General features: G+C 65.5%; 24 protein-coding genes and 3 tRNA genes. 16 read left to right on the plus strand and 11 right to left on the minus strand.

What is annotated here, in order from left to right:
• Positions 1-46 precede the first annotated feature (46 nt).
• Complete coding sequence (locus F6B93_RS03905) at positions 47-1,417, minus strand: HNH endonuclease signature motif containing protein (RefSeq protein ID WP_211697828.1); 1,371 nt, start codon at positions 1,415-1,417, stop codon at positions 47-49.
• 568 nt (positions 1,418-1,985) lie between these two features.
• Between F6B93_RS03905 and F6B93_RS03910 the strand changes: the two genes are divergently transcribed.
• On the plus strand, positions 1,986-4,571 hold the full coding sequence (locus F6B93_RS03910; RefSeq protein WP_211697829.1) for a PE family protein: 2,586 nt from the start codon (positions 1,986-1,988) through the stop codon (positions 4,569-4,571).
• On the opposite strand, the gene recD is transcribed toward F6B93_RS03910, so the two are convergent.
• From recD to recC, 3 genes are read right to left on the minus strand one after another with little or no spacing between them, the layout of a single operon-like run.
• Positions 4,568-6,319, minus strand: coding sequence for an exodeoxyribonuclease V subunit alpha (recD, locus tag F6B93_RS03915; RefSeq protein ID WP_425518527.1), 1,752 nt, complete (start codon positions 6,317-6,319; stop codon positions 4,568-4,570). The two genes, F6B93_RS03910 and recD, sit on opposite strands and share 4 nt — an antisense overlap.
• A gap of 23 nt (positions 6,320-6,342) precedes the next feature.
• Positions 6,343-9,636, minus strand: a complete 3,294-nt coding sequence (gene recB, locus F6B93_RS03920) for an exodeoxyribonuclease V subunit beta (RefSeq protein WP_211697830.1) — start codon at positions 9,634-9,636, stop codon at positions 6,343-6,345.
• Positions 9,636-12,956, minus strand: coding sequence for an exodeoxyribonuclease V subunit gamma (gene recC, locus F6B93_RS03925; RefSeq protein ID WP_211697831.1), 3,321 nt, complete (start codon positions 12,954-12,956; stop codon positions 9,636-9,638). Before recC ends, recB begins: the two co-directional genes overlap by 1 nt.
• Positions 12,957-13,043: 87 nt before the next feature.
• Between recC and F6B93_RS03930 the strand changes: the two genes are divergently transcribed.
• Positions 13,044-13,187, plus strand: a complete 144-nt coding sequence (locus F6B93_RS03930) for a hypothetical protein (protein ID WP_211697832.1) — start codon at positions 13,044-13,046, stop codon at positions 13,185-13,187.
• Between the two features lie 21 nt (positions 13,188-13,208).
• Here F6B93_RS03930 and F6B93_RS03935 read toward each other — a convergent pair whose 3' ends face one another.
• From F6B93_RS03935 to F6B93_RS03945, 3 genes are all read right to left on the minus strand, one after another.
• Positions 13,209-14,510: a cytochrome P450 gene (locus tag F6B93_RS03935; RefSeq protein ID WP_211697833.1), complete on the minus strand. Its 1,302-nt coding sequence runs from the start codon at positions 14,508-14,510 to the stop codon at positions 13,209-13,211.
• Positions 14,511-14,593: 83 nt separating this feature from the next.
• Complete coding sequence (locus tag F6B93_RS03940) at positions 14,594-15,979, minus strand: NAD(P)/FAD-dependent oxidoreductase (RefSeq protein ID WP_211697834.1); 1,386 nt, start codon at positions 15,977-15,979, stop codon at positions 14,594-14,596.
• Positions 15,980-16,015: 36 nt separating this feature from the next.
• A complete protein-coding gene (locus tag F6B93_RS03945; RefSeq protein WP_211697835.1) occupies positions 16,016-16,240 on the minus strand; it encodes a ferredoxin in 225 nt (74 codons plus the stop codon).
• A 110-nt stretch (positions 16,241-16,350) separates the two neighbouring features.
• Between F6B93_RS03945 and cynS the strand changes: the two genes are divergently transcribed.
• Positions 16,351-16,830, plus strand: coding sequence for a cyanase (cynS, locus tag F6B93_RS03950; RefSeq protein ID WP_211697836.1), 480 nt, complete (start codon positions 16,351-16,353; stop codon positions 16,828-16,830).
• A 3-nt stretch (positions 16,831-16,833) separates the two neighbouring features.
• Positions 16,834-17,841: a patatin-like phospholipase family protein gene (locus tag F6B93_RS03955; RefSeq protein WP_211697837.1), complete on the plus strand. Its 1,008-nt coding sequence runs from the start codon at positions 16,834-16,836 to the stop codon at positions 17,839-17,841.
• A gap of 207 nt (positions 17,842-18,048) precedes the next feature.
• Here F6B93_RS03955 and F6B93_RS03960 read toward each other — a convergent pair whose 3' ends face one another.
• Positions 18,049-18,744: a crotonase/enoyl-CoA hydratase family protein gene (locus tag F6B93_RS03960; protein ID WP_211697838.1), complete on the minus strand. Its 696-nt coding sequence runs from the start codon at positions 18,742-18,744 to the stop codon at positions 18,049-18,051.
• Positions 18,745-18,853: 109 nt separating this feature from the next.
• The gene (locus tag F6B93_RS03965; protein ID WP_211697839.1) at positions 18,854-19,567 is read right to left on the minus strand and encodes an MBL fold metallo-hydrolase; all 714 of its coding nucleotides are present in this window, start codon (positions 19,565-19,567) and stop codon (positions 18,854-18,856) included.
• A gap of 135 nt (positions 19,568-19,702) precedes the next feature.
• Here F6B93_RS03965 and F6B93_RS03970 point away from each other — a divergent pair, with 135 nt between their 5' ends.
• From F6B93_RS03970 to rplA, 12 genes are all read left to right on the plus strand, one after another.
• Positions 19,703-19,909: a type II toxin-antitoxin system VapB family antitoxin gene (locus tag F6B93_RS03970; RefSeq protein WP_211697840.1), complete on the plus strand. Its 207-nt coding sequence runs from the start codon at positions 19,703-19,705 to the stop codon at positions 19,907-19,909.
• A gap of 134 nt (positions 19,910-20,043) precedes the next feature.
• A tRNA-Thr gene (locus F6B93_RS03975) sits at positions 20,044-20,116 on the plus strand.
• 51 nt (positions 20,117-20,167) lie between these two features.
• A tRNA-Met gene (locus F6B93_RS03980) sits at positions 20,168-20,241 on the plus strand.
• 56 nt (positions 20,242-20,297) lie between these two features.
• Positions 20,298-20,465 (plus strand): 50S ribosomal protein L33, encoded by a 168-nt coding sequence (gene rpmG / locus F6B93_RS03985; protein ID WP_211697841.1) that lies wholly within the window; start codon positions 20,298-20,300, stop codon positions 20,463-20,465.
• Positions 20,466-20,514: 49 nt separating this feature from the next.
• The gene (gene hadA, locus F6B93_RS03990; RefSeq protein WP_211697842.1) at positions 20,515-20,994 is read left to right on the plus strand and encodes a (3R)-hydroxyacyl-ACP dehydratase subunit HadA; all 480 of its coding nucleotides are present in this window, start codon (positions 20,515-20,517) and stop codon (positions 20,992-20,994) included.
• The gene (gene hadB, locus F6B93_RS03995; RefSeq protein WP_211697843.1) at positions 20,981-21,409 is read left to right on the plus strand and encodes a (3R)-hydroxyacyl-ACP dehydratase subunit HadB; all 429 of its coding nucleotides are present in this window, start codon (positions 20,981-20,983) and stop codon (positions 21,407-21,409) included. Before hadA ends, hadB begins: the two co-directional genes overlap by 14 nt.
• Before the next feature lie 13 nt (positions 21,410-21,422).
• Positions 21,423-21,923, plus strand: a complete 501-nt coding sequence (gene hadC / locus F6B93_RS04000) for a (3R)-hydroxyacyl-ACP dehydratase subunit HadC (protein WP_211697844.1) — start codon at positions 21,423-21,425, stop codon at positions 21,921-21,923.
• Positions 21,924-22,155: 232 nt separating this feature from the next.
• A tRNA-Trp gene (locus tag F6B93_RS04005) sits at positions 22,156-22,228 on the plus strand.
• A gap of 153 nt (positions 22,229-22,381) precedes the next feature.
• A complete protein-coding gene (gene secE, locus F6B93_RS04010; protein ID WP_211697845.1) occupies positions 22,382-22,882 on the plus strand; it encodes a preprotein translocase subunit SecE in 501 nt (166 codons plus the stop codon).
• Positions 22,883-22,913: 31 nt separating this feature from the next.
• Positions 22,914-23,651 (plus strand): transcription termination/antitermination protein NusG, encoded by a 738-nt coding sequence (nusG, locus tag F6B93_RS04015; RefSeq protein WP_211697846.1) that lies wholly within the window; start codon positions 22,914-22,916, stop codon positions 23,649-23,651.
• A 79-nt stretch (positions 23,652-23,730) separates the two neighbouring features.
• Positions 23,731-24,159 (plus strand): 50S ribosomal protein L11, encoded by a 429-nt coding sequence (gene rplK / locus F6B93_RS04020; RefSeq protein WP_211697847.1) that lies wholly within the window; start codon positions 23,731-23,733, stop codon positions 24,157-24,159.
• A gap of 140 nt (positions 24,160-24,299) precedes the next feature.
• Entirely contained in the window at positions 24,300-25,010 is a 711-nt protein-coding gene (gene rplA / locus F6B93_RS04025) for a 50S ribosomal protein L1 (RefSeq protein ID WP_211697848.1), read from the plus strand.
• Between the two features lie 42 nt (positions 25,011-25,052).
• Here rplA and mmaA4 read toward each other — a convergent pair whose 3' ends face one another.
• Both mmaA4 and mmaA3 read right to left on the minus strand, forming a co-directional pair.
• Positions 25,053-25,949 carry a hydroxymycolate synthase MmaA4 gene (gene mmaA4, locus F6B93_RS04030; RefSeq protein ID WP_211697849.1) on the minus strand — a complete coding sequence of 299 codons (897 nt, stop codon included), beginning with the start codon at positions 25,947-25,949 and terminating at the stop codon, positions 25,053-25,055.
• Between the two features lie 131 nt (positions 25,950-26,080).
• A complete protein-coding gene (gene mmaA3, locus F6B93_RS04035) occupies positions 26,081-26,962 on the minus strand; it encodes a methoxy mycolic acid synthase MmaA3 (RefSeq protein ID WP_211697850.1) in 882 nt (293 codons plus the stop codon).
• Between the last annotated feature and the right edge of the window lie 32 nt (positions 26,963-26,994).

The following is a 26,994-nucleotide window of genomic DNA, read 5'->3' on the forward strand; positions in this document are numbered from 1 at the left end:
CTGCGCGGCTGTCGGCAGCAACTCCTGACTTCGTTGCCGGGAGTGCTCACGGGTCGTCTTCGTCGTTGGTGTTGTCGCCGAGCAGGTCTTGAGGGTGGAAGTATCTGTTTGTCCGGGGTTGGCCGTGGTCGAGGTGGGGTGGTGGGATCCATTCGGTGGTGCCGTCTCGGCGTTTGCGGGTCGTCCAGTTGCCGGTGGTGATGAGTTTGTGGTGGGGGCCGCAGCCGAAGGTGAGGTCGTCGATGTTGGTGTGGTTGGTTTCGGCGTAGTCGGTGACGTGGTGGACTTCGGTGAGGTAGCCGGGAACGTCGCAGTTGGGGAAGGTGCAGCCGCGGTCTTTGGCGTGCAGCACGATTCGTTGCCCCGGTGAGGCTAGGCGCTTGGTGTGATACAGGCCGAGTTCTCGGCCCTGGTCGAAGATGCGCAGGTAATGATGGGCGTGACGGGCTAGCCGGATCACATCGCTGATTGATAGCAGGGTGCCCCCGGCGGTCAAAGCGTTTCCGGCGCCGGATTCGAGCTCGGCCAGCGTGGTGGACACGATGATCGAGGCGGGTAGCCCATTGTGTTGTCCGAGATCACCGGAGCAGAGTAGGGCTCGCATGGCGGCGTTGAGGCCGTCGTGGTTGCGCTGGCTGGTGCTGCGGGTGTCGGACTCGATGGCGGTTTGCGGCGGGGTGCCGCTGACACACGGGGTCGCGTCGTTGGGGTTGGACATGCCGGGGGCGGCGAGTTTGGCCAGGACTGCGTCGAGGGTGGCGCGGGCTTCGGGGGTGAGGTAGCCGGTGATGGGGGACATGCCGTCGGCGTCTTGTTTGCCGAGGGTGATGCCGCGGCGGCGGGCGCGGTCGGCGTCGGTGTAGGTGCCGTCGGGGTTGAGGCAGTCGGTGAGTTTGGCGGCAAGCTTGGACAGCTCGTCGGGGCGGTACTGGCGTCCCAGCTTTGCTAGGTCGGTTTCGGCTTGTTGTCGAGTCGTCGGGTCGACGACGCTGGGGAGTTGGTGGAAGAAGGTTCGGATGACGCGTACGTGGTCTGCTCCGATGTGCCCGGTGCGTTGGGCTTCGGCGGTGGCCGTCAACAACGGCGGCAACGGTTGGCCGGTGAGTGCGCGGCGGTGCCCGAGATCGGTTGCGTCGCCGATGCGGCGGGAGGCGTCGGCGCGGGTGATGTGTAGTCGCTGAGCCAGCGCGAAGGCCAGCTTGCCGCCCAGCTCGTTGGCATCGGCGTGGTGGGCGAGTGTGTTGATCAGCGGGTGTTCGGCGGCCGGTAGCCGGCGTCGCACTGCTTCGCTGCGTTGCAGCAGCGTCAGGCATTCCGGGGTGGTCAGCTCGTCGCACGAGAGCTCGAGCACCCGGTCAAGGGCTGCGTCGAGCGCGTCGTAAGCCGCAACGATCGCCTCCCGGCTACTAGAACGCATGTTCGAATAATACTCTCGCCACCGACAGGACTTCCGGGTTTGGGACGGCTGAATCCTTTGGTGCGCAAGTGAATTAGGCAATGGCAACGCCAGCAACGTCGGGGTTGTCGGCAGGGCGGCAACGGCGGCAACGGCGGTACCGGCACACCCGGCGGTGCCTCAGGCGCCGGAGGCCCCGGCGGGACGTTGCTGAGCGCAGACGGTTTGAGCGGGTTTGACCGGGTTGGGCTAACTGGACAGCGGCTTCGGTTGCAGGTGTGCCGTGTGGGGCGGGTGTCTGGCGTCCGCGGTGGTGTTCTTCGGTATCGGTGGAGCGGTGTCGACCTGGCTGCGATGTTGCTGGCGGGTCTGCGACGCATGTGGCTGGTGGTCGTTGAGCGTGCCGTCCGGGGTGATGCGGCATCTCGTGTGGGGCCGGGTGTGGGTTGGTGGAGTGGGTTCCTGCGACGGCGTTGTCATTGTGCTGCGGTAAGCGTAACTTGCGTATATCGTTGAAATATCATCGTTATAGACTAGTGTCCGGGCCTCCCAAGAGTTGCTGGCTGGGTGCTGATACGGGAGGTATGCAGTGTCGTTGGTGGTGGCGGTGCCGGAGGTGTTGGCCTCGGCGGCAGCGGATGTGGCGGGTGTGGGGTCGCTGGTCGGTGAGGCCAATGCGGCCGCGGCGGCGTCGACGACGGCGATTGTGGCTGCAGCCGAAGACGAGGTGTCGGCGGCGATCGCGGCATTGTTCTCCGCCCATGGGCGGGCCTATCAGGCCGCCAGTGCGCAGGCGGCGGCGTTTCACGCCCAGTTCGCCCAGGCGTTGACCGCCGGTGCGGATGCCTACGCCAGTGCTGAGGCTGCGAGCGCGGCCTCGATCGCTGACCCGTTGTTGGCCGCCATCAATGCGCCGGTGGTGGCGTTGACCGGGCGCCCGTTGATCGGCAATGGCGCCAACGGGGCTCCGGGCACGGGGGCCGCGGGGGCGCCGGGGGGCTGGCTGCTGGGTAATGGCGGTGCGGGTGGGTCCGGCGCGCCCGGCCAGGCCGGTGGTGCCGGCGGGGCGGCGGGGTTGATCGGCGCGGGCGGTGCCGGTGGCGCCGGCGGGACAACTGCCGGTGTCGGCGAGACCGGCGGTGCCGGTGGGGTTGGCGGTGCCGGCGGCTGGCTATGGGGTACCGGCGGAGCTGGCGGGGCCGGCGGGTCCGCTACCGCCGTTGGTGGTGTTGGTGGTGTTGGCGGTGCCGGCGGGGCCGGGGGTCTGCTCGGCGCCGGCGGAATCGGCGGGACCGGCGGAACCAGCCTCGGCGGAGGTGCGACGGCCGGTGGTGCTGGTGGTTCCGGCGGATCCGGCGGGTTGTTAGCCGGGTTGGTGGGCGCCGGCGGCGGTGACGGTGGTGACGGCGGCGCCGGCGAGAACGGGGGTGCCGGAGGGGCCGGGGGCAACGCCGGGTTGCTGGCCGGTCCCGGTGGCGCGGGTGGGGCCGGCGGCCGCGCCTTCAGCGCAGCTGGCGGAGTTGGTGGAGCCGGCGGTGATGGCGGGCTGCTGTTCGGCAACGGCGGAGTCGGCGGGACCGGCGGATTCGGCACCGACGTCGGTGGTGTTGGTGGTGGCGGCGGTGATGGCGGCTGGTTCGGTAGCGGCGGTGCCGGCGGGACCGGCGGCACCAGCCGTTTGGGCATCGGGGGTGATGGTGGGGCGGGTGGCGCCGGCGGGGTGTTCGGCAACGGCGGGGTCGGTGGCACCGGCGGCACCAGCGGTTTCACTGACGCCGGCGGCGGCGGTGTTGGAGGCCGGGGCGGGCTGCTGATCGGTAACGGCGGGGCCGGCGGCGCAGGTGGCGAGGCACGCCTTACCGGAGGCGGCGATGGTGGTGTCGGCGGCGCTGGTGGCAATGGAGTGCTGATTGGCAACGGCGGCAACGGCGGCATCGGCGGCACCGGCACAACGTTGGGCGTCGACGGCCTCGGCGGGGTCAGCGGGTTGCTGGTCGGGCTGGATGGCTTCAACGCCCCGGTGAGCACCTCGGTGTTCCACACGCTGCAGCAGCAAGTGATCGGTGCGATCAACGCGCCCATCCAGGATCTGACGGGACGTCCGCTGATCGGTAACGGCACTCCCGGAGCCGCGGGCACCGGGGCAAGCGGCGCGCCCGGGGGCTGGTTGCTCGGCGACGGCGGTGCCGGCGGATCCGGTGCAGCCGACTCGGGTCTGGCTGGTGGGGCCGGCGGCGCTGGCGGCTTGTGGGGCACCGGCGGGACCGGAGGTGCCGGCGCCGGCAATCCGGCTGCGGGTGGCGTCGGTGGGGTTGGTGGAGCCGGGGGTGCTGGCGGTTGGCTGTTCGGTGACGGCGGAGGCGGCGGGGTTGGCGGGTTCGCCGTGAACGGCGGTGGTGGCGGCATCGGCGGCACCGGGGGCTTGTTGAGCGCCGGCGGAGCTGGCGGCACCGGCGGGGCGACCTTCGGCGGCATCGGTGGTGCTGGCGGAGCGGGTGGTACTGGCGGGCTGTTCGGTGGGCTGTTCGGTGCGGGCGGCGGAACCGGTGGTGACGGCGGGTCGAGCGACGGCAGTGCTGTCGGAGGTGTCGGTGGGGCCGGGGGTGACGCGGGACTGCTGGGCGGCCCCGGCGGATCCGGCGGATCCGGCGGACCGGGCCGTGGTCTCGAAGCTGGGGCAGGTGGGGCAGGCGGTAGTGCCGGGTTGCTGTTCGGTGCGGGCGGAGTCGGCGGGACTGGCGGCATCGGCCTCAACGATTCCGGTGGGGATGGTGGGGCTGGGGGCACCGCTGGTTTGCTGTTCTCCAGCGGCGGCACCGGCGGCGCTGGTGGGTTCTCATCGCCCGGATTCGGCAATGGTGGCGTTGGTGGGGCCGGGGGCAACGCCGGCTTGCTGGGCGGCGGCGGCGCCGGTGGCGCCGGTGGCGACGGCAATGGCGTCGACGCGGGGGGCGGCGGTGCGGGTGGTCGTGGTGGGCACCTGATCGGCAACGGCGGCGCCGGTGGGGCCGGCGGCAACGGCGGCGCCGGCGGCGACGGTGGTGCCGGGGGCAACGCGATGGTGATCGGAAACGGTGGAAACGGCGGAAACGGCGGCACCGGCACACCCGACGGGGCCCCGGGCGCCGGCGGCACCGGCGGGCTGTTGGCCGGTTCGGACGGAAATAGCGGCTAGAGATTCACCTCGGTTGATGGCGCGGCGGCCCGCAGGCGTTGTCGTAGCCCCGTAGCGCGCAGCGCCCGCCGTCCAATGGCCGCTCGCACGTCGGCCTCTGAACCGACTACGCGGACCCTCTTTGTGGCTCGAGTCACCGCTGTATAGAGCAACTCCCGCGTCAGCAATCTGGAATCGTGTGGCGGCACCAGCACGGTGACCTCGTTGACTTGGCTGCCCTGGCTCTTATGGATCGTCATCGCGTACATGGTCTCCACGTCGCCGATCCGGCTGACCGAGAAGTTCAGTGGGCCGGTCGCTCCGGCAATGACGGCGCGCAGGCCGTCCGCTCCAGCGACCACCACACCGGTGTCACCGTTGTAGATACGCAGTCCATAGTCGTTGGCGGTCACCAACAATGGCCGACCGGCGTACCACGGCGACCACATTGGGTCGCCCGTCTCGGTGCCGACCCAATGCTGCATGCGCCGGTTCCAATGCCGCACGCCGTAGGGCCCCTCACGATGTGCGCAGAGCAGCCGCTGCTCGCCGAGCTCCGCCACAGCGGCCGACGCGTCGCCGAGCATCGCCGCCTCACGTACCCGCAGGGCATGGGGGAGCAGGGCCAGCCGCAAACCGTCTGTCGGGTCGTCGGTTTCGAGAAACTCGAGGTGCTCACCGCCCGCGCGAAGCAACGCGACCGCCTGATCCGCGTCGCCAACCCTGATCGCGTCGGCCAGCGCGCCGATCGATTCGCCGAACCGATGCGAAGTCCGCAATGCGGCGACCCGCACGTCGCCGCGCGCGGACAGGCCATCGACCAGATCCGCCAACACTGCTCCGGCTTCCACCGACGTCAGCTGGTCAGCGTCACCCACCAGGATCAGCCGTGTGTCGCGACGCACCGCCTCCAGCAACCGGGCCATCATTGTCAGCGACACCATCGACGTCTCATCGACGACGATCACGTCGTATGCCAGCCGATTCCCCCGATGGTGCCGAAAGCGCACCGACGTGTCGGGCCGGCTACCTAGCAACCGGTGCAGTGTCACCGCCTGCAAACCGGAAAGCCGTTCGCGGTCAACGGCCTCGAGCCTGGCGACCTCAGCGGCCACCGCTTCGGTCAACCGCGCCGCGGCCTTTCCCGTCGGTGCGGCCAACGCGATCCGCAGGCCGGCAGCGCCTGACCTATCCGCCTGCGCGGCGAGCAGCGCCAACAGCCGCGCGATCGTGGTGGTCTTGCCGGTGCCCGGCCCCCCAGTCAGCACGGTAACTCCTTGCGACAACGATATTTCCGCTGCTCTGCGCTGTTCCTGGTAGCCCGGCGGGAAGAGTCGCTGGTAGTCGGGCACGTCGACGCTGGGCGTGGGGACCGACAGCGCGAGCAACTCGGTGCACACGTGCTCTTCCTCGCGCCAGTATCGGTCGAGGTACAGCAGCCGGCCGTCGTAGAGTCGCAGCACCGGCGGCTGGCGAAACAGCGGGCTCGCCCGCAATGTGGCCAGCCACGCGACCGGGTCTGGCCATGCCAGGTCCGGGGCCCCCGTATCGGCGGCTACCGTGGTCAGGTCGACGCAGACGGAGCCGGCGCGCAATGCTCTTACTGCCAGCGCCACCGCCAGCGCAACGACGTCGCCGGCTGCGCCCTCGACCTCCCCGGCCAACGCGGTAACCCGCTGCGCCACATGGACGTCAGCGGACTCCAAGACTCCGGCTGCGTTGAACGTGCGCAGCAGTGGGCGCGCCTCGATTGCTATTCGCCGATCCAGCGGGTCTTCGAAGCCGGTGCCACTCACGTCGCACGCCGACCCTGGTCGAGCATGTCAGATAGCCTCACAACCATCTCGGCGGGCGGCAGCCAGCTGAATACTCCGCAAGGATGCCCATCGACTCGTGGGGTCGACGCCCCGCACATTCCCCGCACAAACAAGTACAACACCCCACCCAGGTGACGCCGCGGCTGGTAGTCAGGTTGCCGCCATCGTAAAAAGCGATGCAGCACAACGGTATACAGAAGTGCCTGTAATGGGTAATCGGAATGCAGCATCGCGTCGGTCAACCGTGGAAAGCTGTAATCGGCAGCAGTGTCGCCGAGCATGTTGGTCTTGTAGTCGACGACCAGATAACGCTGTTGCGGCACCCGCAGCACAACGTCGATCGACCCAGACAGATAGCCATGCAACGGCTGGGCGCCGAGATCCTCAGACATCAGCCGGCCGGCATAGCGGGCGAGCGGATCCTCGGGTGGCAGGTAATCGCGAAGCAGCGCACCCAGGTCGGCGACTCGTGGGGGCGCAATCGCCTCCGCGACGTCGCCGCCGGCCAGCGGTAGTTCAAAGGTCAACTCCCGCAGTCGATCCCGATGTCCGATCCGGCGCAACGTCAGCTCGTCGGCCAACGGGCCCAAGGGCGTGTCGTGCATGGGCACAAGTGCGGACGCGAGTGCGGTCGGTTCCACGTCGACGGGCCACAACCGCGAATGATCGAGGACCTGACGTCCCAGCTCAGCCTCCAGGTCAACGGCAAAGGGGTCGGCATGTTCAAGTACGGCATGCACCAGCGAACCGAATGTTGCACCGGCCGGTAGGTCGGCCATGGGGGAAGTGGTGTCCGGCCCGATCTCCGGCGCGGTCGAGACCGCCACCTCTTCGGCCTCGTCGTCGCGAGCAGTGATCTCCGGTTCACTGCTGACTGCCGCATCGTGCGCGCCGCGGACCAGTGCCGAATACGACGTGCGCCGCCACGTGGTGTCGATCGACCGGTGAAAATGGCGTACGGCCAGCTCGGCCGGTGGCGGCGGCCGCGGAACGGGCGCAACGGCCGCTGGCGCGGATTCTTCGATCGCTGGGCCGCCAGCCGCCTCCCACGCCCGAAACTGGTCCAACGCCTCATCGTCCGAGATCGTTCTCGGTACGCAGCTGTTCGGCACTTCGGCAGCGCCGCGGCGCCGCCCGCGTAGCAGGCGTGACAGGCCACCGGTCGGTTCGTCCTTGGCGGGCGCCCACCATGCCACGACTTGTGACTGCGCTCGCGTCAGCGCGACATATGTCAGCCGAATATCGTTGCGGGCCGCTTCGGCTCGGCTGAAGGCTTCGATGCTCTTGCGATCGGCACTACCTGGGCCGCCGATATCCAGGCACCGAACGCCGTTGCTGTCGTGGTAGAGCGGAATATCGTCGATGAAAACGTGCCGGTTGAAGGCGAACGGCAAGTACACGACCGGAAACTGCAGCCCCTTGGCGCCCCATACCGTCAGGATCTGTACCGCCGCGGCGTCACTGTCGATTCGCCGGGTGCGTTCGGGTGCTCCGCCGCGATCATCGCACTGGCGGCGCAGCCAATCGCGCAACGCCGGCAAAGTCAGCCGCTCGCGGTGGGTGATGGTGTGCAGGAGTTGGGCGATATGGGCCACGTCGGTCATCGTCCGCTCGCCGCCGCGTTCGGCAAGCACGCGTCGCCCCATTCCGGCCAATTGTGCTGCCTCGAAGACGGCGGCCGGACCGCGCTCGCGCAGTTGGGCGGCCCAGTTCCGCAGCGTGGTGGATACATCGTCGGTCAAGGCGTCGCCGCCGCAGGCAAGCTCGTTGGCCGTCTTGCCGAAGAACACGGTGGTTGCCGCGGCCCGTACCAGCCCGCTGCGGTGTGTCTGGTCGAAGGCGTTCAGCAGGCACAGCCAGTCCTTGGCGGCGTCGGCGGCAAAGACGTCGCCGTCACCGGTGTACACAGCGGGAATGCCGGCTTCGGTCAATGCGACTTGGCAGGGCCGGGCGTCTTTGCTTGATTCGACAATGACCGCGATGTCTGCCGCGCGGATCGGCTTCGCGTCAAAGGTTGCGTCGCTGGCTAGTAGCGCACCGATATCGGTCGCGAGGTCGGTCGAAATGTAGCGGCGTAGCTGGTCGATCGGGATGGTCCGGGTCTGGTCGTGGCCGAACCCGGCGCGGTTGACGACCCGCAGGCGAAACGGTGCGTTGCGCGGCGCGTTCCGCAACCGATGGCCGCCAACCCGAGCCTCGACATCGCGGACGACGATGTCGGGGTCGCCAAGCTCGGCTCCCAACAGGACCGCGTGCAGGCTGTCGACGAGCGCTTTGTCGCTACGCCAGTTCACGCCGAGCGTGCGACGGTCACCGGCGGTACGGGCCGCCCCCAGGTAGGTGTAGATGTCGCCGCCGCGAAAGCCGTAGATCGCCTGCTTGGGATCGCCGATCAGCACCAGCCTGCAGTGGCCGTTGAAGGCGCGGTCGATGACGCGCCACTGAATCGGGTCGGTGTCCTGAAACTCGTCGACCATGACCGTCGTCCAGCGCCTGCGCATGCGGCCGGCGGCGTGGGCTGCCGTCGAGTCAGTGGCGCCTTCGAGGGTCTCGGCTAGCCGGCTGAGCAGGTCGTTGTAGCTGAAGATGCCGAGCTGGCGCTTGCGCAGTTCGAGTTGTACGAGCACATCCGTGGCGAAGCGCAACCGCACCGCGGCGACCGACTGCGGGTCCGGGTGGTGCGGGCGCAACTCGGCACACGGGTCAGCGACCACCGCGCGAGCCAGGTTCAGTGCGCCCGAGCGGCTGAGCGCTACCTCGTCACGTTCCGCTCCGAAGTGAGTAAGGTACAAATCATCGACAATCTGCGCGACCACGTCGTCGAGGCTTTCGACCAGTGTCGCACCGGCATCCGTATCGCCAGCTACTCCAAGAGATTTGAGGACAAGCTGGCAGAACTGGTGCGTGGTGCAGATGGTCGCGGTATCGAAGTCGGCGAGCGCAGTGCGCAGCCGTGCGCAACGCTCGTCGCGTTCGGCAGCGGTGCCGCGTTGCAGGTGCGCAACGAGGTCATTCGGTAACCCGGGTACCGAACCATCAAGTGCGGCTACGGTGTTCACCAGCTGGGCACGGACCCGTTCCCGCAGTTCCCGGCTGGCCGCTTTGCTGAAGGTGATCAGCAACATTTCGTCGAGTGGGGTGACGCCTTCGGCGACGAACCGGGTGACCAGCCCGGCCAGGGCGAATGTCTTGCCCGTACCGGCACTGGCTTCCAACACCGTCGTGGACCCGCTTGCGGGCAACGGACCCAGGAGATCGAAGTGGTCCATCAACGCAGCTCCGAGGTCGAGAGTTCGGACCGCAGCAGCGGCAACCACAGTCGCACAGCGAGCGCGCCCAGCCGGGTATCCTCACCCGCGACGTCTTCGCCGGGGTGGGGTGCACCGAGCAGGACGTCGAGCCGAGCTCTTGGGCCCCAAACTCTTTCATGAGCCGGCTCAGCGTCCTCGCCGCGGTAGTTGTTCTGCGAGTGCCAGCGCCAGCCTGCGACTTTCACTGGATCTCTGCCGGTCTTGCGGGCGTCAGCCCACGCGTAGGACGTCCTGAGTGGAAGCGGCAACGGTTCGCGACGACCGGCGTCGTAGAGGCGCACCAAATCCTGCAGGGTTTCGCGCGGACTGGCGGGCGCGCCCAGGAGGCGTTGTTCCATAGGATGCTCGCGGTGCGCGGTTCTCCGGGAACCCTTGCTGGAGCGTCCGATGCATAACGCGGTCCAGTCGAGGTCGGGGTTTTCGGCCTTCAACGCCAGCAACGGAATCCACGACTCGAGCAGTCGTCTTCCGCCGAGCTTGGAGTAGGTGACTGACACCGTGCGGGTGCCGAATACCGGTGTCACCGTACCGGTGATTCGCCGCCCGTCGTCGAGCGCAACGTCGATATCGTAGGCCTGCGGTTCGCCGCGGCGGTGCCGCAGGGCCTCGGCGGCCAACCCAGCCGCCGCGGTGCGGATCTCTCGTGCCTTGCGCCAGCCCAGCTGTCCTGGCGGCAAGGTTCCGCGTCGCCACTCGGCCTCGGCCGCCGCACCGGCGTCCAAGCCGCGCAGCATGTCGCGCAGCATGCGGTCGCCAGCCGCCCACTGTTCCAGGTTGTCGATTTCGACAGGTATTTCGTCTTTGACCTCGTCCACCTCGGCCGGCAGCGTGAGGTCGAGCTCGCGAAAAAACCCTTTGACTGGGTCACGGAAAAAGCTGAGCAGATCGGCCACGGCGATGTCGGCGTGGGTGGGTTCGGGCAGCAGTTCGGATAGGAAGGCCTGGGCTCGGTGCCGTTCTCCCGCGGCGGCTCTGGCCGCCAGCAGTGAACTCGGGTCGAAGGTGAAGGGCCGCTCGGGCACCAGTTCGCCGGGAGTCACATTCCGAATGTCAAAGGGCTGCAGTGGATGTTCGACCACCAGGCGGGTGCGTACCGGCCGCGCCGTGGTCTTGTCCAGGGTGTCGAGCAGCTCAGCCAATGGCACTGCCGGCGGACGCGGATGCCCGGTGTGTTCGTCGGCGCCGGTATACGTGATGACCAGTGTCTCGGTGGCGGCGCACACCGCATCGAGCAGCAACTGCCGGTCTTCGGAACGGATGTCGCGGTCGCCGGTCATCGGCTGCCGAGCGAGTACGTCGTCGCCGTCGTCGAGTGCCTGCCGTGGAAATACGCCATCGTCTAGCCCAACGAGGCAAACCACTCGGTGTGGGACAGAGCGCATGGGGACCATCGTGCATACGGTCAGGGTGCCGGTGCGGAAGTTGGCGCGGGTCGGGCGCGGGGCCAGGTGCCCCGTCAGCAGTGCGCGCACGTCGGCCAGCCGCAGCGCAGTGGTCTGGCGGAAGTCGGCTTCGGCCAGGATAGTTGCGAACTCACGCCGCAGCTGGCTCGGCTGCCAGATGCCGTCGGAACTCACCTGAGTCAATTGCGCGACGCCCGCGGTCAGTGCGGTGATCCACTCGGTCAGCGATCGGACGCCGTCGAGTGAGTCGACCGCCGATTGCAGCCGGTCCAAGTACTCGGCCAATCTGCCGGCCAGCTCGACCCGATTGCTGCCAACGTCGTCGACCGGCAGCGCGGTGCCCAGCCATGCCCGCGAATCGTCGGACATCGCTACCCCGGTAAGGATTCGGTCGAGCCCGAAACGCCATGTGTTCGAGATGATGTGGTCGAGTCCGTACGGCTTGCGGTGCGGCGCGTCGAAGCCCCAGCGGACACCGGACTCGCGGACCCATGCCGTGACGATGTCGAGATCGTCGTCGGTGAAGCCGAAGCGGGCGCGTACCGGCGCAGCCGAAGCGAGGTTGAGAACCTGCGTGGCGCTGACCCGGCTGCCGGCGATCGTGAGCAGCTCGTCGGCGACGCCCAACAGCGGGTTGGTGTGCGAGAGGGCGCGATCGGCCAACCGGACTCGCAGTCGGTGGGCCGGGTGGCTGTCGCCCGGAAGCTCTCCTAGGCCGAAACCGGCGACAATCAGCGGCGCATAGGTCTCGATGTCGGGACACATCACCACGACATCTCGGGGCTGAAGCGTCGGGTCGTCGGCCAAGAGCCCGAGCAGGACTTCGCGCAACACGTCGATTTGGCGGGCCGGGCCGTGGCAAGCGTGGACCTGGACGGATCGGTCGCCGGTGGCCGGCACGCGACCGCCCGGCCGGACCGCGTTGGCAGCGATGTCGGATTGCAGCCAGCCCAGGAGGGTCGCTCGCTCCGGGGCAAGCCCCAGGCACTCGTCGGTGCTGCGGCGGACCGGCAACACCCGCTGCAGCTCGCGCAGGTCGCGGCCCAGCGTCTGGAGCAGCGGGTGTTTTGCGCCGTGTCGGGTGGTGTCCTCCCGTCGCGACACCGCACCGTAGCTGCCGGCGAGCGCGCGCCACAGGTCGTCGCTGGGGTGCGGTATCCACAGGTGCAGGTCATGGTGCGCCGCGAGGGCGTCCAACAGTTCGATATCTGCGATTGCCAGCCGGGTATGGCCGAAGAGCGACAGCCGGGCCGGCAGGTCGCTGGGAGCCTCGCGGAGCCGGGACACGGTCTTTGCATGGCGGATGTGCGGGGGATCGGCGGGGACCTTCGCGACGAGCAACCGCCAAAGGTGGGCCTGCCAGGTCAGGTCGGCGTCGAGGCGGTCGACGTCGCCGTCCGTCCAGGCGGCCAGGAGTTGGGGGCGTTGCCGGGCATACGAGGTGAACAGGCCGGCGAGCCGGCGCGCCACCGCATAGCGGCGGCCGTGACGCAGCTCTGCCTCAGCCCCATTGTGGAAGTGGCCCAGATGTTGTGCCAGCGTCTGGCACCATGGCTCGTTCAGGCTGGTGTCGATGACTTCCAGCAGTGCCCAGGTGAGGGCTTCCGGCGACCAGGGGTCGTTGTGGCCGGTGCCGGTGATCTCGGCGATCAACGAGCTTGGACTGCGGAAGGACACGCCGGCGCACACTCCATCACTGCCGGCACCGGATCCCAGCACATGCGAAAGCCGTTGGCTCAGCCAGCGTTCCATGCCGCGGGCGCCAACCAGGACCAGCTCCTCGGCGAACGGGTCGGGCAGGGGGTCGCTCAGCAGGGCACCGAGCCCATCGGCGAGCAGATCGGTGCGCTGGGCACGATGCAGATGAAGCGCCATCGCGGGTCACCCTAGACGTTCCCGGGTGGTCGCACCATGCTGTTTGAGGGGTTGGCTGGGGGTTAGTAGTGCCCTGGATGGGTACGCGTGCCACCGAAACATGGGACGCAACCTGCCCCCGGCGCCATGTACGGCGGCATCGAAGAACCGCCAGCCGTGGGGCTTACCTGCGTCACCGATCGGGCTGCGCCGCAAGACCTCTCGACGGTGTGGGTGGGCGCCGGGGGCTGACCGACTCGTACGACGGGTGATTCAGGCCTCGGGTTGGATGCGGTCGTAGTCGATGAGGAGATGTCGCGGGCCGCGGAATACCTGGCTGATGCGGTAGGGCGGTGGGTCCTCGACCAGGCGCGGGTTCTCCACGCGGCGGAGAAACGCATCGAATGCCGTATTGACTTCCAACCGGGCTAGTGGGCCACCAAAGCAGACGTGAATCCCGCGGCCCCAGCCGACGTGCTCATTGTCAGGGCGTTGGGGGTCGAACTCGTTGGGGTTTGCAAAGCGTCGCGGATCTCGGTTGGCGGCGCCGTACATGAGGTAGATGGGCGCGCCTCGCGGGATGGTAGTACCGGCAATCTCGATGTCGGCCAATGCCGATCTCGTCGGGAAGAACTGCACCGACGACTGCAGTCTCAGCACTTCCTCGATCGCGCCCGGAACCAGTTCCGGTCGGCTGCGCAGCAACTCGATCGACCAGGGGTTGCGCAGCGCCGTCAGCACACAGTGCGAGATCAGATTGACAGTCGAGTCGTGTCCTGCGACAAACAGCAAGATCGTGTTGTTGACGATCTCGCTCGCTGACATTCTCCCGTCAGGTCCGTCGTCGTGCACTAGTTGGGAAATCATTCCCGGCCCTGGTGTCTTCGCGGCTTTCTCGGCCAGCTCCACAATGTATTTGGTGAGTGCAATGTTGGCCGCTTGACCTTTTTCTTGCCGGCCGTGGCCCTCTTCGGTCTCGATCTCCGGGCCGAGGTCGAAAATGCCCGCCATAATGTCGACGATCCAGGCGTGAAACTGCGGCTCGTCCTCGATCGGCACGCCCATGATCCGGCAGATCACATTGACTGGAAGCGGATAGGCGAACTCGTCGACAACGTCGATACGGGTCTTGTGCGGGGCTTTGTCTAAGGCTCTGTCCAGCAGCCCGTTGACAATCTGCTGGCATAGCGGCTCCTGGCTGGGAATCAGGTTCGGCGAATGCGGTGGTCCAAAAAAGCGCATGCACTGCCGGCGTGCCCGGTCGTGGTCGGGCGGATCCGACGCAATAAAGCTGGGATCCCGGTCGTATGCGTCCATCATCTCGACCAGCGACTCATCGAGATTGGGAGCCTGGTACTCGGGGTCGTTGGGGGGCGCGAGCGGGCGAACTTTGCGCGTATCCGAACTCACCCGGGGATCGTGGGCCAGGGTGATCAGCTCGTCGTATCCGGTCACGGCATACACACCGTTGGCAACTCGGGCGACCGGCGTCTTGCGGAGCTCGTCGAAGAACGGATAGGGATTAGCACGGTTCTCATACCGCATCGCGGCATCGAAGGCTTCCTCGGGGGTCATGCAGGTTCCTCCGTTGCTGTGTTGGCTTCGGTTCGTTCGGTTCGTTCGGTTCGTCCGGTTCGTCCGGTTCGTTCGGTGTCAGATCATGGCCGCCGCGGCCGGAATTCGGCCTGGCGCTCGCCTGGGTTGTGCCCAGTCAGCACCACGTCCGCGGTCTCGGTGGACACACCAGCCGCGGGGAAGTCAGCGGGTAGCACACCCATGTTTTCCGGAAAGTCAAAGCCCGGCGGATGCGGCGGGAAGGGACCCGAGCGCGCGATCTGGTCGCGGTAGTGGTCGATCCACTTGCCGTGATTGAAGGTAACCGCACCCACGATGCGTCCCTGGTGACCATAGGCCGCGGCGAATCGCCGCTGCTTGACCGAGCCCTGGGTGAAGACAATCTCGTCACCGAAGGACGGCACCCCAACGGATTTGATGTTGACACCGAATTGACCGGACCAGAATTGAGGGATCAGGAGGTGTGCCCAACGATCGACTTCGTCGCAGACCATGTTGTGGGCGGCAACGCGGGCCCCCAGCACGGCGTTGTCCCAGTGTTCCATCGCCAGGAACTCGTAGTCATAGAGCACGTGCGGCGCCCTGGCGATGTCGCCGGCCACGAAGATGTGATTGGTGACCAAGCCGTTGATATCGAACGCACGGCACCCGGCGTCGCAACCGACTCCCCAAGGGCCGGCGGCCAATCCGGCTCCGTCGAGCCACTCGACGTTGCGGATCGATCCCAACGACGTCACCACCACATCCACGTCGAGCGTGCTGCCATCGGACAGCCGCGCCCGCCGCACGTGCCCGCCCGCGTCGCCCTCCAACGCCAGCACCGAGACCCCGGTGCGCAGGTCCACCCCCGCCGCGCGCTGCATTTCGGCGGCGATCGCGCCGATCACCCCGCCGAGCGGACCGGACAAGGGAGCTGGGCCCCTTTCGGCCACGGTGACGTCCAGGCCGAGCTCGCGACACACCGACGCCACCTCGGAACCGATGAACCCGGAACCGATGATCAACACCCGGCGCGGACGAGCGGCCAACGCCGTCTGCAGCCGCGCGGCGTCGGCACTCGTGCGTAGCGTATGCACGCCCGCAAGCGCGGCTTCGGCAGGGTTGGGCCATTTCCGCGACCGCACACCGGTGGCGATCAGCAGGCGATCGCCCACCACCTCGCTGCCGTCAGCCAGCCGCACCAGCTGGTTGGCGCGATCCAGTGCGGTCGCGGCGACCCCGAGTTGCCACTGGGCATCCAGCTTGCGCATCCGGGGCAATTTCGTGTGGTCGGCGGCCACCCACCCCGCCAGAACCTGCTTGGACAGCGGAGGCCGGTCATAGGGCTCGTCCGGCTCGTCGCCGATGATGGTCAGTTGGCCCCGGAAACCCTCTTCCCGCAGCCCTTCGGCGGCACGAAGCCCGGCCAGTGAGGCGCCGACGATGACGATCCGGCCCTTCTCTTTAAACCTGTCTCCGTCGATCGTCATGCCCACCCCGCCCGCCCACCGCGCTTCCGGGACCCGCTACCGGTCATCGAGCTTGGTGTCGAGCTGGGCATCCGCCTTCTCCACGATGATTGCTTGCACCGGGCATGACGCGGCCGCCCGCAACACCCGCAGACGTTCGGTGTCATCAGGGTTGGGGTCGTAGGTGAGGGCTTCCTCGCCGCTGAGTTTGAGAACGCTCGGCGCCAGGGGCACGCACTGCGCATACCCCAAGCAGCGATTCAGGTCGACGACGATCCGCATAGCACCCCGATCCCGCGGCCAATGATGCGACGCCGCGTAGCGTACATCGACCGTGGCGCCGGTGCGATAGTTGGCGCGCGGCGGCGCCGCGCTGCGTGCATGCTGGGGCCATGAACAGAAACGAGATCACCGAACAGATTGTCGTCGCCCGCCTGGCCAAGGGCCTGAGCTGGCAGGAGCTGGCTGACGCCATCGGACGGCCGGTCATGTGGACGACGTCGGCGTTGCTGGGCCAACATCCGATTCCCGCTGAACTCGGCCGGGTTCTGGTGAAGAAGCTGGGCATTGACGAGTCGGCCGTTCCCACGCTGGCGGCAGTGCCCATGCGCGGCGGGCTGCCAACCTCGGTTCCCACCGATCCCACCATCTATCGCCTCTATGAGGCCTTGCAGGTATACGGCGGCGCCATCAAGGAATTGATCCACGAGCAATTTGGTGACGGCATCATGAGCGCCATCAATTTCCACGCCGACGTGCAGAAGAAACCACATCCCTCGGGTGACCGGGTCGTGGTGACGTTCAACGGCAAGTTCCTTCCCTACCAATGGGTCTCGGCCGACGACACTCCCGACGTCGGCGTGGGTCACTGAGCCATGGAGGCGCCGCGCCAGCGGGCGGACCTGGTTCTTTCCGGTGGCGGCGTCAAGTTCATGGGCCTGGTAGGTGCGATCGCGGGCCTTCTCGACGCTGGGTATACGACCTACCGGGTATCAGGCGTCTCCGCGGGGTCGGTGGTCGCCGTGATCTCGGCCGCAGCGTCGAAGGCTGACCAACTCGCGAGCGACCAGATCAGGGAGCTTGCGCTATCAGTGCCGCTGAGCAAATGGCGCGACGCCGGGCCGGTTCCGCTGCTCGGATCCGCATTGGGGCTGATGCGGGACTCGGCCATGTATCGCGGGGATGCCGCCTATGACTGGATTCGCGGCGAACTGAAGAACCTCGGCGTCACGACATTCGGTGAGTTGGCACTCGACGATGACCAGCTGCCCGTCGAGCAGCGCTATCGGGTCGCCGTCACGGTCGCTGATCTGACGAGAGCGCAGCTGGTGAGGTTGCCTTGGGACTATCGGCGGGTCTACGGAGTTGATCCGGATGAACAACCCGTCGCCATGGCGGTTCGCGCTTCCATGGCCATACCGTTCATTTACCCCCCGGTCACGGTTACCGGTATGGATGGACTGCGGTCCACACTGGTCGATGGTGGTGTGCTTTCGAGCTTTCCGATTGATTCTCTCGACCGCATCGACCGCATTCCGCCGCGTTGGCCCACTTTTGGGATAACGGTCATACCCAAGCTCGCTGAGGGCGTAGAACAGGCATTTCCCGCGCTGCGGCCGCTGCGGTTCCTCCAGCAGTCGGCGTTACTGGAAAGCCTCTTCACGACCATGCTCGTGGGCCACGACCAGGCTCATCTGAGCCAGCCGTGGGTCAGTGCGCGCACGATCCCCGTCGCCTCGACCGACGTGGGCGTCCTCGATTTCGACATCGCCACATCGCGCCTGGAGGAACTCTATGACCGAGGCTACGCAGCGACCGAAGCGTTCCTGTCGAGCTGGGATTGGCCCCAATACCTGCAGCGTTTCCGGCAGTTCCCAGAGTGATCACAGCACCACGATGCTGCCGATCGCTGCGCCCCTTCGCTGCCCTAGCGGTCTGCGGCCGCCCTGCGGCCGCGAAGGTGAAGTGACGGCTCGCGGCCTGCCTGTCACACTTCGACCTGGAGGAGGCGACGGGGGACATGGAGGAGGCGACGGTGGGGTGTTGCGGTTGCGCCAGCTACCGCAACACCCCACCGTCCACGTCGAGACCTACAATCCGAATTCGGCTTCTATCCCGTCGATCCCGGCCCGGATGGCCTTGAGGGCTTCGGCACGGGCTCGCAGCTTGGTTGCGGCATGGGAGCGCTGGTCGAGCTCGGCGAATTCCTGTGCGGCTTCCTCTGCGCGGCTGACCACCACCTCGGGCAGTGCTATCTCGTCGATGAATCCAGCTGCGAGGGCGGTTTCGCCAAAGAACGTCTTGGCCAGCCCGGCACTTTGCTGGTATGCGGATGGTGTCAGCCTTAGCTTGATGATCTCGAGCGCCGCATACGGCACAACCATGCCGATCGCAACTTCATTGGCCCGAACGTTGTAGGCGTGCGCGGCCACCCGATGGTCGCCGGAAGACAACAGGAATGCCCCCATGGCGATGGCGTGGCCGGTGCAAGCCATGACGACGGGCTTGGGGTAGGACAACAGGCGATAGGAGAGCTCGAATCCGCCTCTGAGCATGTCGATCGCCGGCTGAACCTCGCCGGAGGTAAGGATCTTCAGGTCGAAGCCGCCACTGAACACCCGTTCATTTCCGGTGATCACCAGCGCCCCGACGTCATCCCGGTCGGCGTTGTCGATGGCTTCGTTGAGGGCCTGCTGCATGGTCGGGCCCAACGCGTTGACCTTGCCGTCGTCCATCCTGATGACCGCGATGGAATCCTTGCGGCTGTAGATGACCGGACCGCTCATGGTTACTCCTTCGATACGGGCAGTCAGTCGATTGAATCAGATCTGCGTGATGGGTCTCAGCGAGCCCAGAGTTTTTCCGGTGCGCTCCCGGCGACGCCGACCGACTCCCTCAACCGCCCATCAGCATTCGCCACTGACTGAGATCTGTGGCGCGATACACATAGTTGGAACGCTTGACCTCCGACAGCGGGGCGCTTGGCTCGGCTGAATACCAATGTCCGGGGAAGAGGGTGGGGTCACCCGGAAGCTTGGCCAGCTGCTGCAGGCTGCGATAAATCTCGTCGGAGTCTCCGCCGGGAAAGTCGGTGCGTCCGCAGCCTTCGAGGAACAACGTGTCACCAGCGATCAGCCGGCCGTCGAGCAGAAAACACTGGCTGCCGGGCGTATGCCCCGGGGTGTGCAGCAGCTCGATGTCGATGTCGCCGACGCTGACCTTGTCACCGTGCTCATGGGTCGTCAGGTCGCCGATGGGTATCTCGGTAACCCGCGAAACCCACAGCGCTTCATGGGTGTTCACGTGCACCGGTACGGATCCCCGCTCCAGTAACTCGGCAAGTCCCTTGAGTTGAAAACCCATCATCGAACCGCCGACATGGTCGGGGTGGTGGTGGGTCACCAGCACCCCCGACAGGCGCATGTCGTCTGCCTCGAGCGCGTCGACCAGATCCCCGGCCGCGTACGCCGGGTCGACGACCATGCAGTCCCCGGTTTGGCGGTCGCCGATCAGGTACGCAAAATTGCGCATCTGTGTCGCGAACATATCGCCGGGGGCGAAATCACGACCAGAAAGCAGTTGACGGAAGTACAGCCGATCCTTTGACACGTCACCAGACTAGGTCTCGTCCAGCACGCGCCCAAGACCGCCAAGCGGGACGTCTTCATGTCGGGTACGGCAGGGATCGACCGACATGCCCAATTCCTTGATCACTGGCTTGAACGCGGTGGGTATTGTTGGGCCATGCTGACCAAGGTCGAGATCGAGGTTGACGACGGCCTGATCCAAGAGGCGATACGTCGTTACCGTTTGGCAGGTGCGCGCGAGGCCGTCAATCTCGCGCTACGGACCCTCCTCGGTGAATCGAGCGAGGAGTCGCACGATGAGGAGTACGACGAGTTCAGCGATCCCAGCGCCTGGGTTCCGCGGCATGGCAGCGACACCGGGTGAACCCGGCACGCGCCCTCTGACACCGCGTAGCCTTCGCTGCCCACGCCGGATCGTGACTCGTGGTTTGGTGACGTTGCGCGACAGGCTGTACCCTCTTTTAGGCCCGCGGCCCGACTGGTCGCTACGGGTCAGCGGCCCCCTTAGCTCAGTCGGCAGAGCGTTTCCATGGTAAGGAAAAGGTCAACGGTTCGATTCCGTTAGGGGGCTCGGCAGACGCCGCAGGCGGGCGGCCCCGACCGTAAGGTGGGGTGGCCCAGAGGCGATGTAGCTCAGTCGGTTAGAGCGAACGACTCATAATCGTTAGGTCGCCGGTTCGAGTCCGGCCATCGCTACAACTCAACCACGAGACGTTCTACGGAGTTGGGAAAGAGAAGAAAGAGAAAAGGACATGGCTTCCAGTACCGACGTGCGGCCGAAGATCACATTGGCATGTGAGGTGTGTAAGCATCGCAACTACATCACCAAGAAGAACCGCCGCAACGACCCGGACCGGCTCGAGGTAAAGAAGTTCTGCCCGAATTGCGGCAAGCACGAGGCGCACCGCGAGACGCGGTAGGGCAGCCCCGCAGCTAGTTATTCGGACCGAATAGGTAGGTTGTATAGCCGTGGCGCTGACCGAAGACATCGTCGGAATGCATTATCGGTACCCCGACTATTACGAGGTTGAGCGGGAGAAAATCCGCGAGTACGCCGTCGCCGTGCAAAACGACGACGCCTCGTTCTTCGAGGAGAGTGCGTCCACCGAACTTGGATATGGGGGCCTTTTGGCCCCGCTGACGTTCATCTGCGTATTCGGCTACAAGGCTCAGTCGGCGTTCTTCAAACAGGCGAACATCGCGACCTCTGAGGCGCAGATCGTCCAGGTTGACCAAGTTCTGAAGTTCATGAAGCCGATCGTGGCGGGCGACAAGCTCTATTGCGATGTGTATGTGGATTCGATGCGTCTAGCGCACGGCACTCAGATCATCGTGACCAAGAACGTAATCACCAACGAAGCTGGTGAGATTGTGCAGGAGACCTACACGACCCTGGCGGGCCGTGCCGGCGAGGATGGGGAAGAGGGATTTTCTGATGGCGCTGCGTGAGTTCGGTTCGGTCCAGGTTGGAGACCAGCTTCCGGAGAAGACCTACCCGCTGACCCGCGCCGATCTGGTGAACTACGCCGGGGTGTCGGGTGACCTGAACCCGATCCACTGGGACGACGAGATCGCCAAGGTCGTGGGGTTGGACACCGCGATCGCCCACGGCATGCTGACGATGGGCCTCGGCGGCGGCTACGTCACATCGTGGGTCGGCGATCCGGGCGCGGTCACCGAATACAACGTGCGGTTCACCTCGATCGTGCCGGTGCCCAACGACGGTAAGGGCGCCGAGATCGTGTTCACCGGCCGGGTGAAGTCGATTGATCCGGATAGCAAGTCGGTGACCATCGCACTGACAGCCACCACTGACGGCAAGAAGATCTTCGGTCGGGCCATCGCTTCGGCGAAATTGGCGTAGGCGGGCGCAGTTTATGGCTCTCAAGACCGACATTCGCGGGATGAGTTGGAAGTACCCGGACAGTTTCGTCGTGGGTCGCGAGCAGGTTCGGGGATTTGCACGATCCATCCAGTGTGAGGACGCGGCCTGTTACGACGAGGATGCCGCTGCCCAACTTGGCTACCCGGCCATCGTGGCGCCGATGACCTTCGTGACCATTCTTGCGAAACTCGTCCAATCGGATTTCTTCCGCAATGTCGACATCGGTATGGAGACGATGCAGATCGTCCAGGTCGACCAGAGGTTCGTGTTCCACAAACCGATATTGGCCGGGGACAGGTTGTGGGCTCGGATGGACATCCACTCGGTGGACGAGCGTTTTGGTGCCGACATCGTGGTCACCAAGAACATCTGCACCAACGACGACGGTGAGCTGGTCATCGAGGCCTTCACCACCCTGATGGGCCAGCAGGGTGATGGTTCGGCCAAGCTCAAATGGGACAAGGAAACCGGACAGGTCATCAGAACCGCGTGATTGGTGTCTGACTCCTACCGCCATGTACACTCGGACCTCGGGGTTTTCCCTAGATAAGCGCGCTTTCCGTAAGTGGAACGAGCGGAGTGAGCGACGGGTGAGACAAACCATCCGCCTCATGTCTCAGTTCGCGATCGGCCGAACGGAGGGCGCGCGCGTCATGTAAGCCCCGGCACAACGAGGTTGGCTCTGGCTTGGCTTGGTCTGGTCTGGTCCTGCCTGCCAGCCGCGAAGGGGCGTAGCTCAACTGGCAGAGCAGCGGTCTCCAAAACCGCAGGTTGCAGGTTCAAGTCCTGTCGCCCCTGCTGCAGGCCACCTCCGGCGACAACTCGGGTCGGGACGGCCGAAGCAAGAACGGACCATCGGTGACCATGGGTATCGTGCCATGGTGGACACTGGGAGGTGCCCGACGAGATCGGAACGGCTCGCGGGATAGCTAGCAAGCGAAGGAGCACGCGGTGAGCGACGAGGGCGACGCTGCCGACGAAGCGGTAGCCGACGGCGCCGACAGCGAGGACAACCGCGACAGTGGTGGGCGGACGGCTCTGGTGACAAAGCCGGCGGCACGACCGCACCGACCCACAGGCAAGCGGTCGCGACAGCGCGTGGCCGATGCCGACGAGGACGTGGACGACAGCGAGTCGGCCGAGGCTTCCGACGACACCGACGCCGCCAAGGAGGACTCGGGCAAGAAGGCCACGTCGAAGGATTCCAAGAAGGATTCCCGAGCCAAGACGGCCAAGAAGGGCAAACCGGGGGCGAGGCCAGCCAACCCGATCGCATTCGTCTACAACTACCTGAAGCAGGTCGTAGGCGAGATGCGGAAGGTGATCTGGCCGAACCGCAAACAGATGGTCACCTACACCTCGGTGGTGTTGGCGTTTCTGGCCTTCATGGTGGCGCTGGTCAGCCTGGCCGATTTCGGCTTGACCAAGCTGGTCCTGTTGGTGTTCGGCTGAGGTTCGACAGGGATAGAGAGGACTGAAAACCGTGACTACCTTCGACGGTGACCCGTCCACAGATGAGGCGGTCGACCTGCAGGAGGCCAGTGCCCCCCAAGACATAGCCACTCCACCGCTAGAGGCGGAAGACGCCGAAGAGGTTGACCCGGCCGCCGCGCTCAAGGCGGACCTGCGGGGCAAGCCTGGCGACTGGTATGTCATCCACTCCTACGCTGGCTACGAGAACAAGGTCAAAGCCAACCTTGAAACCCGGGTGCAGAACCTGGACGTCGGCGACTATATCTTCCAGGTGGAGGTGCCCACCGAAGAAGTTACGGAGATCAAGAACGGCCAGCGTAAGCAGGTCAACCGCAAGGTGCTGCCCGGCTACATCCTGGTGCGCATGGATTTGACGGACGACTCGTGGGCGGCGGTGCGCAACACGCCCGGGGTGACCGGGTTCGTTGGCGCAACGTCTCGCCCGTCGGCGCTCACTCTCGACGATGTGGTGAAGTTCCTGTTGCCGCGGGGCTCGACGAAAAAGACCGCGAAAGGTGCCGCGGCGACGACCACCGCGACCGCCGAGGCGGGTGGGCTGGAACGCCCGGTTGTCGAGGTCGACTACGAGGTGGGCGAATCGGTAACCGTGATGGACGGGCCCTTTGCCACGTTGCCGGCCACCATCAGCGAGGTCAACGGCGAACAGCAGAAACTCAAGGTGCTGGTCTCCATTTTTGGCCGCGAAACGCCGGTAGAACTGACCTTTACCCAGGTCTCCAAGATCTAGCTCACGCCCGCGTGCGGGCGGCCGCATGCATAAGACAGGCATAGACCAGGCATAAATCAGGAAGGAATATCGACACGTCATGGCCCCGAAGAAGAAGGTCGCCGGGCTGATCAAGCTGCAGATCGCGGCGGGGCAGGCTAACCCTGCACCGCCGGTGGGCCCTGCGCTCGGCCAGCACGGCGTCAACATCATGGAGTTCTGCAAGGCGTACAACGCCGCAACCGAGAATCAGCGCGGCAACGTTGTCCCGGTGGAGATCACGGTCTATGAGGACCGCAGCTTCACATTCGTGCTCAAGACGCCGCCCGCTGCCAAGTTGCTACTCAAGGCCGCTGGCGTGGCCAAAGGCTCATCGGAGCCGCACAAGACCAAGGTCGCCAAGGTGACGTGGGACCAAGTTCGTGAGATCGCCGAGACCAAGAAGGCGGACCTCAACGCCAATGACATCGACGCGGCCGCCAAGATCGTCGCCGGTACCGCGCGATCAATGGGGATCACCGTCGAATAGTAAAATCACCCGTCTAAACCCGTTGGACGACGATGCGGGCCGTCCGCGGCCCGAGGAGGAGTCCGACAAATCAAGAAAACGTGGGAGGGCCAGCTTCGGCCCGCCATCCGACCACGACCCAACATCAGATTGGATATCCAATGAGCAAAACCAGCAAGGCATATCGCGCTGCGGCCGAGAAGATCGACCGCAACAACCTCTATACGCCGCTGCAGGCCGCCGAGCTTGCCAAAGAAACGTCGTCGACCAAGCAGGACGCGACCGTCGAGGTGGCCATCCGGCTTGGGGTCGACCCGCGCAAGGCAGACCAGATGGTCCGCGGCACGGTCAACCTGCCACACGGCACCGGAAAAACTGCGCGAGTTGCGGTGTTCGCCGTGGGTGAAAAGGCGGATGCGGCCGTCGCCGCTGGGGCGGATGTCGTGGGCAGCGACGACCTGATCGAGCGGATTCAGGGCGGCTGGCTCGAATTCGACGCCGCGATCGCGACACCCGACCAAATGGCGAAAGTCGGTCGTATCGCTCGAGTCCTGGGTCCGCGCGGGTTGATGCCCAACCCCAAAACCGGCACCGTGACGCCAGACGTCACCAAAGCCGTTGCCGACATCAAAGGCGGCAAGATCAACTTCCGGGTAGACAAGCAGGCCAACCTGCACTTTGTCATTGGCAAAGCCTCGTTCGACTCCACACTGCTGGCAGAGAACTACGGAGCCGCCCTCGACGAGGTGCTGCGTCTCAAGCCGTCGTCGTCGAAGGGCCGCTACCTGAAGAAGATCACCGTATCGACGACCACGGGCCCGGGGATTCCCGTTGACCCGTCGATCACCCGGAACTTCGCCGCCGAGGCCTAGTCCCGACGGCGGGCGGGCCGAGGCTCTGGCCCAGGTGACGGCCTAGGTAACGGCGCCGGGCTTGAGGTAGGTCACCAAGCTGCAATCGAGCATTTCGTCAGTGAAGTAATGCTCGCAGCCGCGCAGATACTTCATGTATCGGTCGTAGACCTCTTCAGAGGTGGTCTCGATGGCTTTGTCCCTGTTGGACTCCAACGTGTCCCCCCAGATCCGCAGCGTCTTGATGTAATGCGGGCGAAGTGAAAGTGGTTCAGGGACAACGAAACCGGCCTTCTCGCCATGTTCGACCATCATTGCGGTGGAGGGTAGGCGACCGCCGGGGAAGATCTCGGTGATGATGAATTTGATGAAGCGAGCGGTCTCGAAACTCAGCTTCTTACCGCGGGCGGCCATGTCGAAGGGGTGGTAGCTCACGCTGCTTTGAACGGTCATCCTGCCGTCCTCGGGCATGATGGTGAAGCACCGCTTGAAGAAGTCGTCATAGTTCTCGTGCCCGAAGTGCTCGAAGGCCTCGATCGACACGATCCGGTCGACGGGTTGGGTGAAATCTTCCCAGCCTTGCAACAGCACTCGGCGGGAGCGGTTGGTGTCGACCGAAGCCAGCACCTGCTCACAGCGAGCGTGTTGGTTCTTGGACAGGGTCAGGCCGATGACGTTGACATCGAACCGCTCGACGGCACGCTTCATGGTGGTGCCCCAACCGCACCCGATGTCGAGCAGGGTCATACCGGGCCGGAGATCCAACTTGTCCAAGTTCAGGTCGATCTTGGCGTACTGAGCATCTTGGAGCGTGAGCTCTGGTGGATCGAAGTAGGCGCAGCTGTAGGTCCTGGTCGGGTCCTGGAACAAGGCGAAGAAGTCGTCGGAGACGTCGTAGTGCGCCTGGATGTCCTCGGAGCGCGTCCGCGTCTTGGTCGGACCTACTGGGTTGTCAGCCATTCTCGTTGCGTTCTCCTGGATGGTGTTTCTTGCTCAGCTGCACACGAAGCGCACGTGTTCTCGCGGTGTCCTCAGGGTGTCACAAGCCGGTGTCAGGCTGTGCCCGGGTAGCCCTTCTGCGGCACGGAAGTCTACTTGGCCAGGGTGAACTGGTTGCAGTCGATGTAGCCCATCCGGAAGGCCTTGGCGCAGCCGGTGAGGTATTTGATGTACCGCTCGTAGACCTCTTCGGATTGAATCTCGATGGCCTCGTCCTTGCGCGCCTCCAGGGCCTCCGCCCACAGGTCGAGGGTCCTGGCAAAATCCGGCTGCAGCGACTGGCGACGGGTCACGGTGAAACCCACCTTTTCCGCGTGTTCTTCCACGGACTCGATCATGGGCAGCCTGCCGCCCGGGAAAATTTCGGCCAGGATGAACTTGATGAACTTGGCCCACTCCATCGTGACTGGTATCCCGCGCGCCATCACCTGCTTGGGGTGCAGACCCGTGATCGAGTGCAGCAGCATCACGCCGTCAGCAGGCATGGCCTCGTAGGCGAATTTGAAGAAGTCGTCGTAGCGGTGGAAGCCGAAGTGCTCGAGCGCCTCAATGGTGACGATGCGGTCTACCGGATCGCTGAACTCGGCCCAGTCGCGCAACAGCACCTGGTGCGTCCGATTGCTATCGACCTCGTCGAGCACCTGTTGGCAGTAGGCGTGCTGGTTCTTCGACAGCGTTAGCCCGACCACGTTGACGTCATACTTCTCGATGGCGCGCTTCATGGTGGAGCCCCAGCCGCAGCCGATGTCGAGCAGGGTCATCCCGGGCTCGAGGCCGAGCTTGCCGAGCGTCAGGTCGAGCTTGGCGAGCTGCGCTTCGTGCAGAGTCATGTCCTCGCGTTCGAAGTATGCGCAGCTATACGTGCGGGTCGGGTCCTGGAACAGCGCGAAGAACTCATTCGACAGGTCGTAGTGTGCCTGCACGTCTTCAAGATTTGACGGCGTGCACACGGTGCCCGCTGGTTTGTCAGACATGGGTCCTCCCAGATGGGTGCGGGCACCTTCAT

The organism is Mycobacterium spongiae (assembly GCF_018278905.1).
Classification (GTDB): Bacteria; Actinomycetota; Actinomycetes; order Mycobacteriales; family Mycobacteriaceae; genus Mycobacterium; species Mycobacterium spongiae.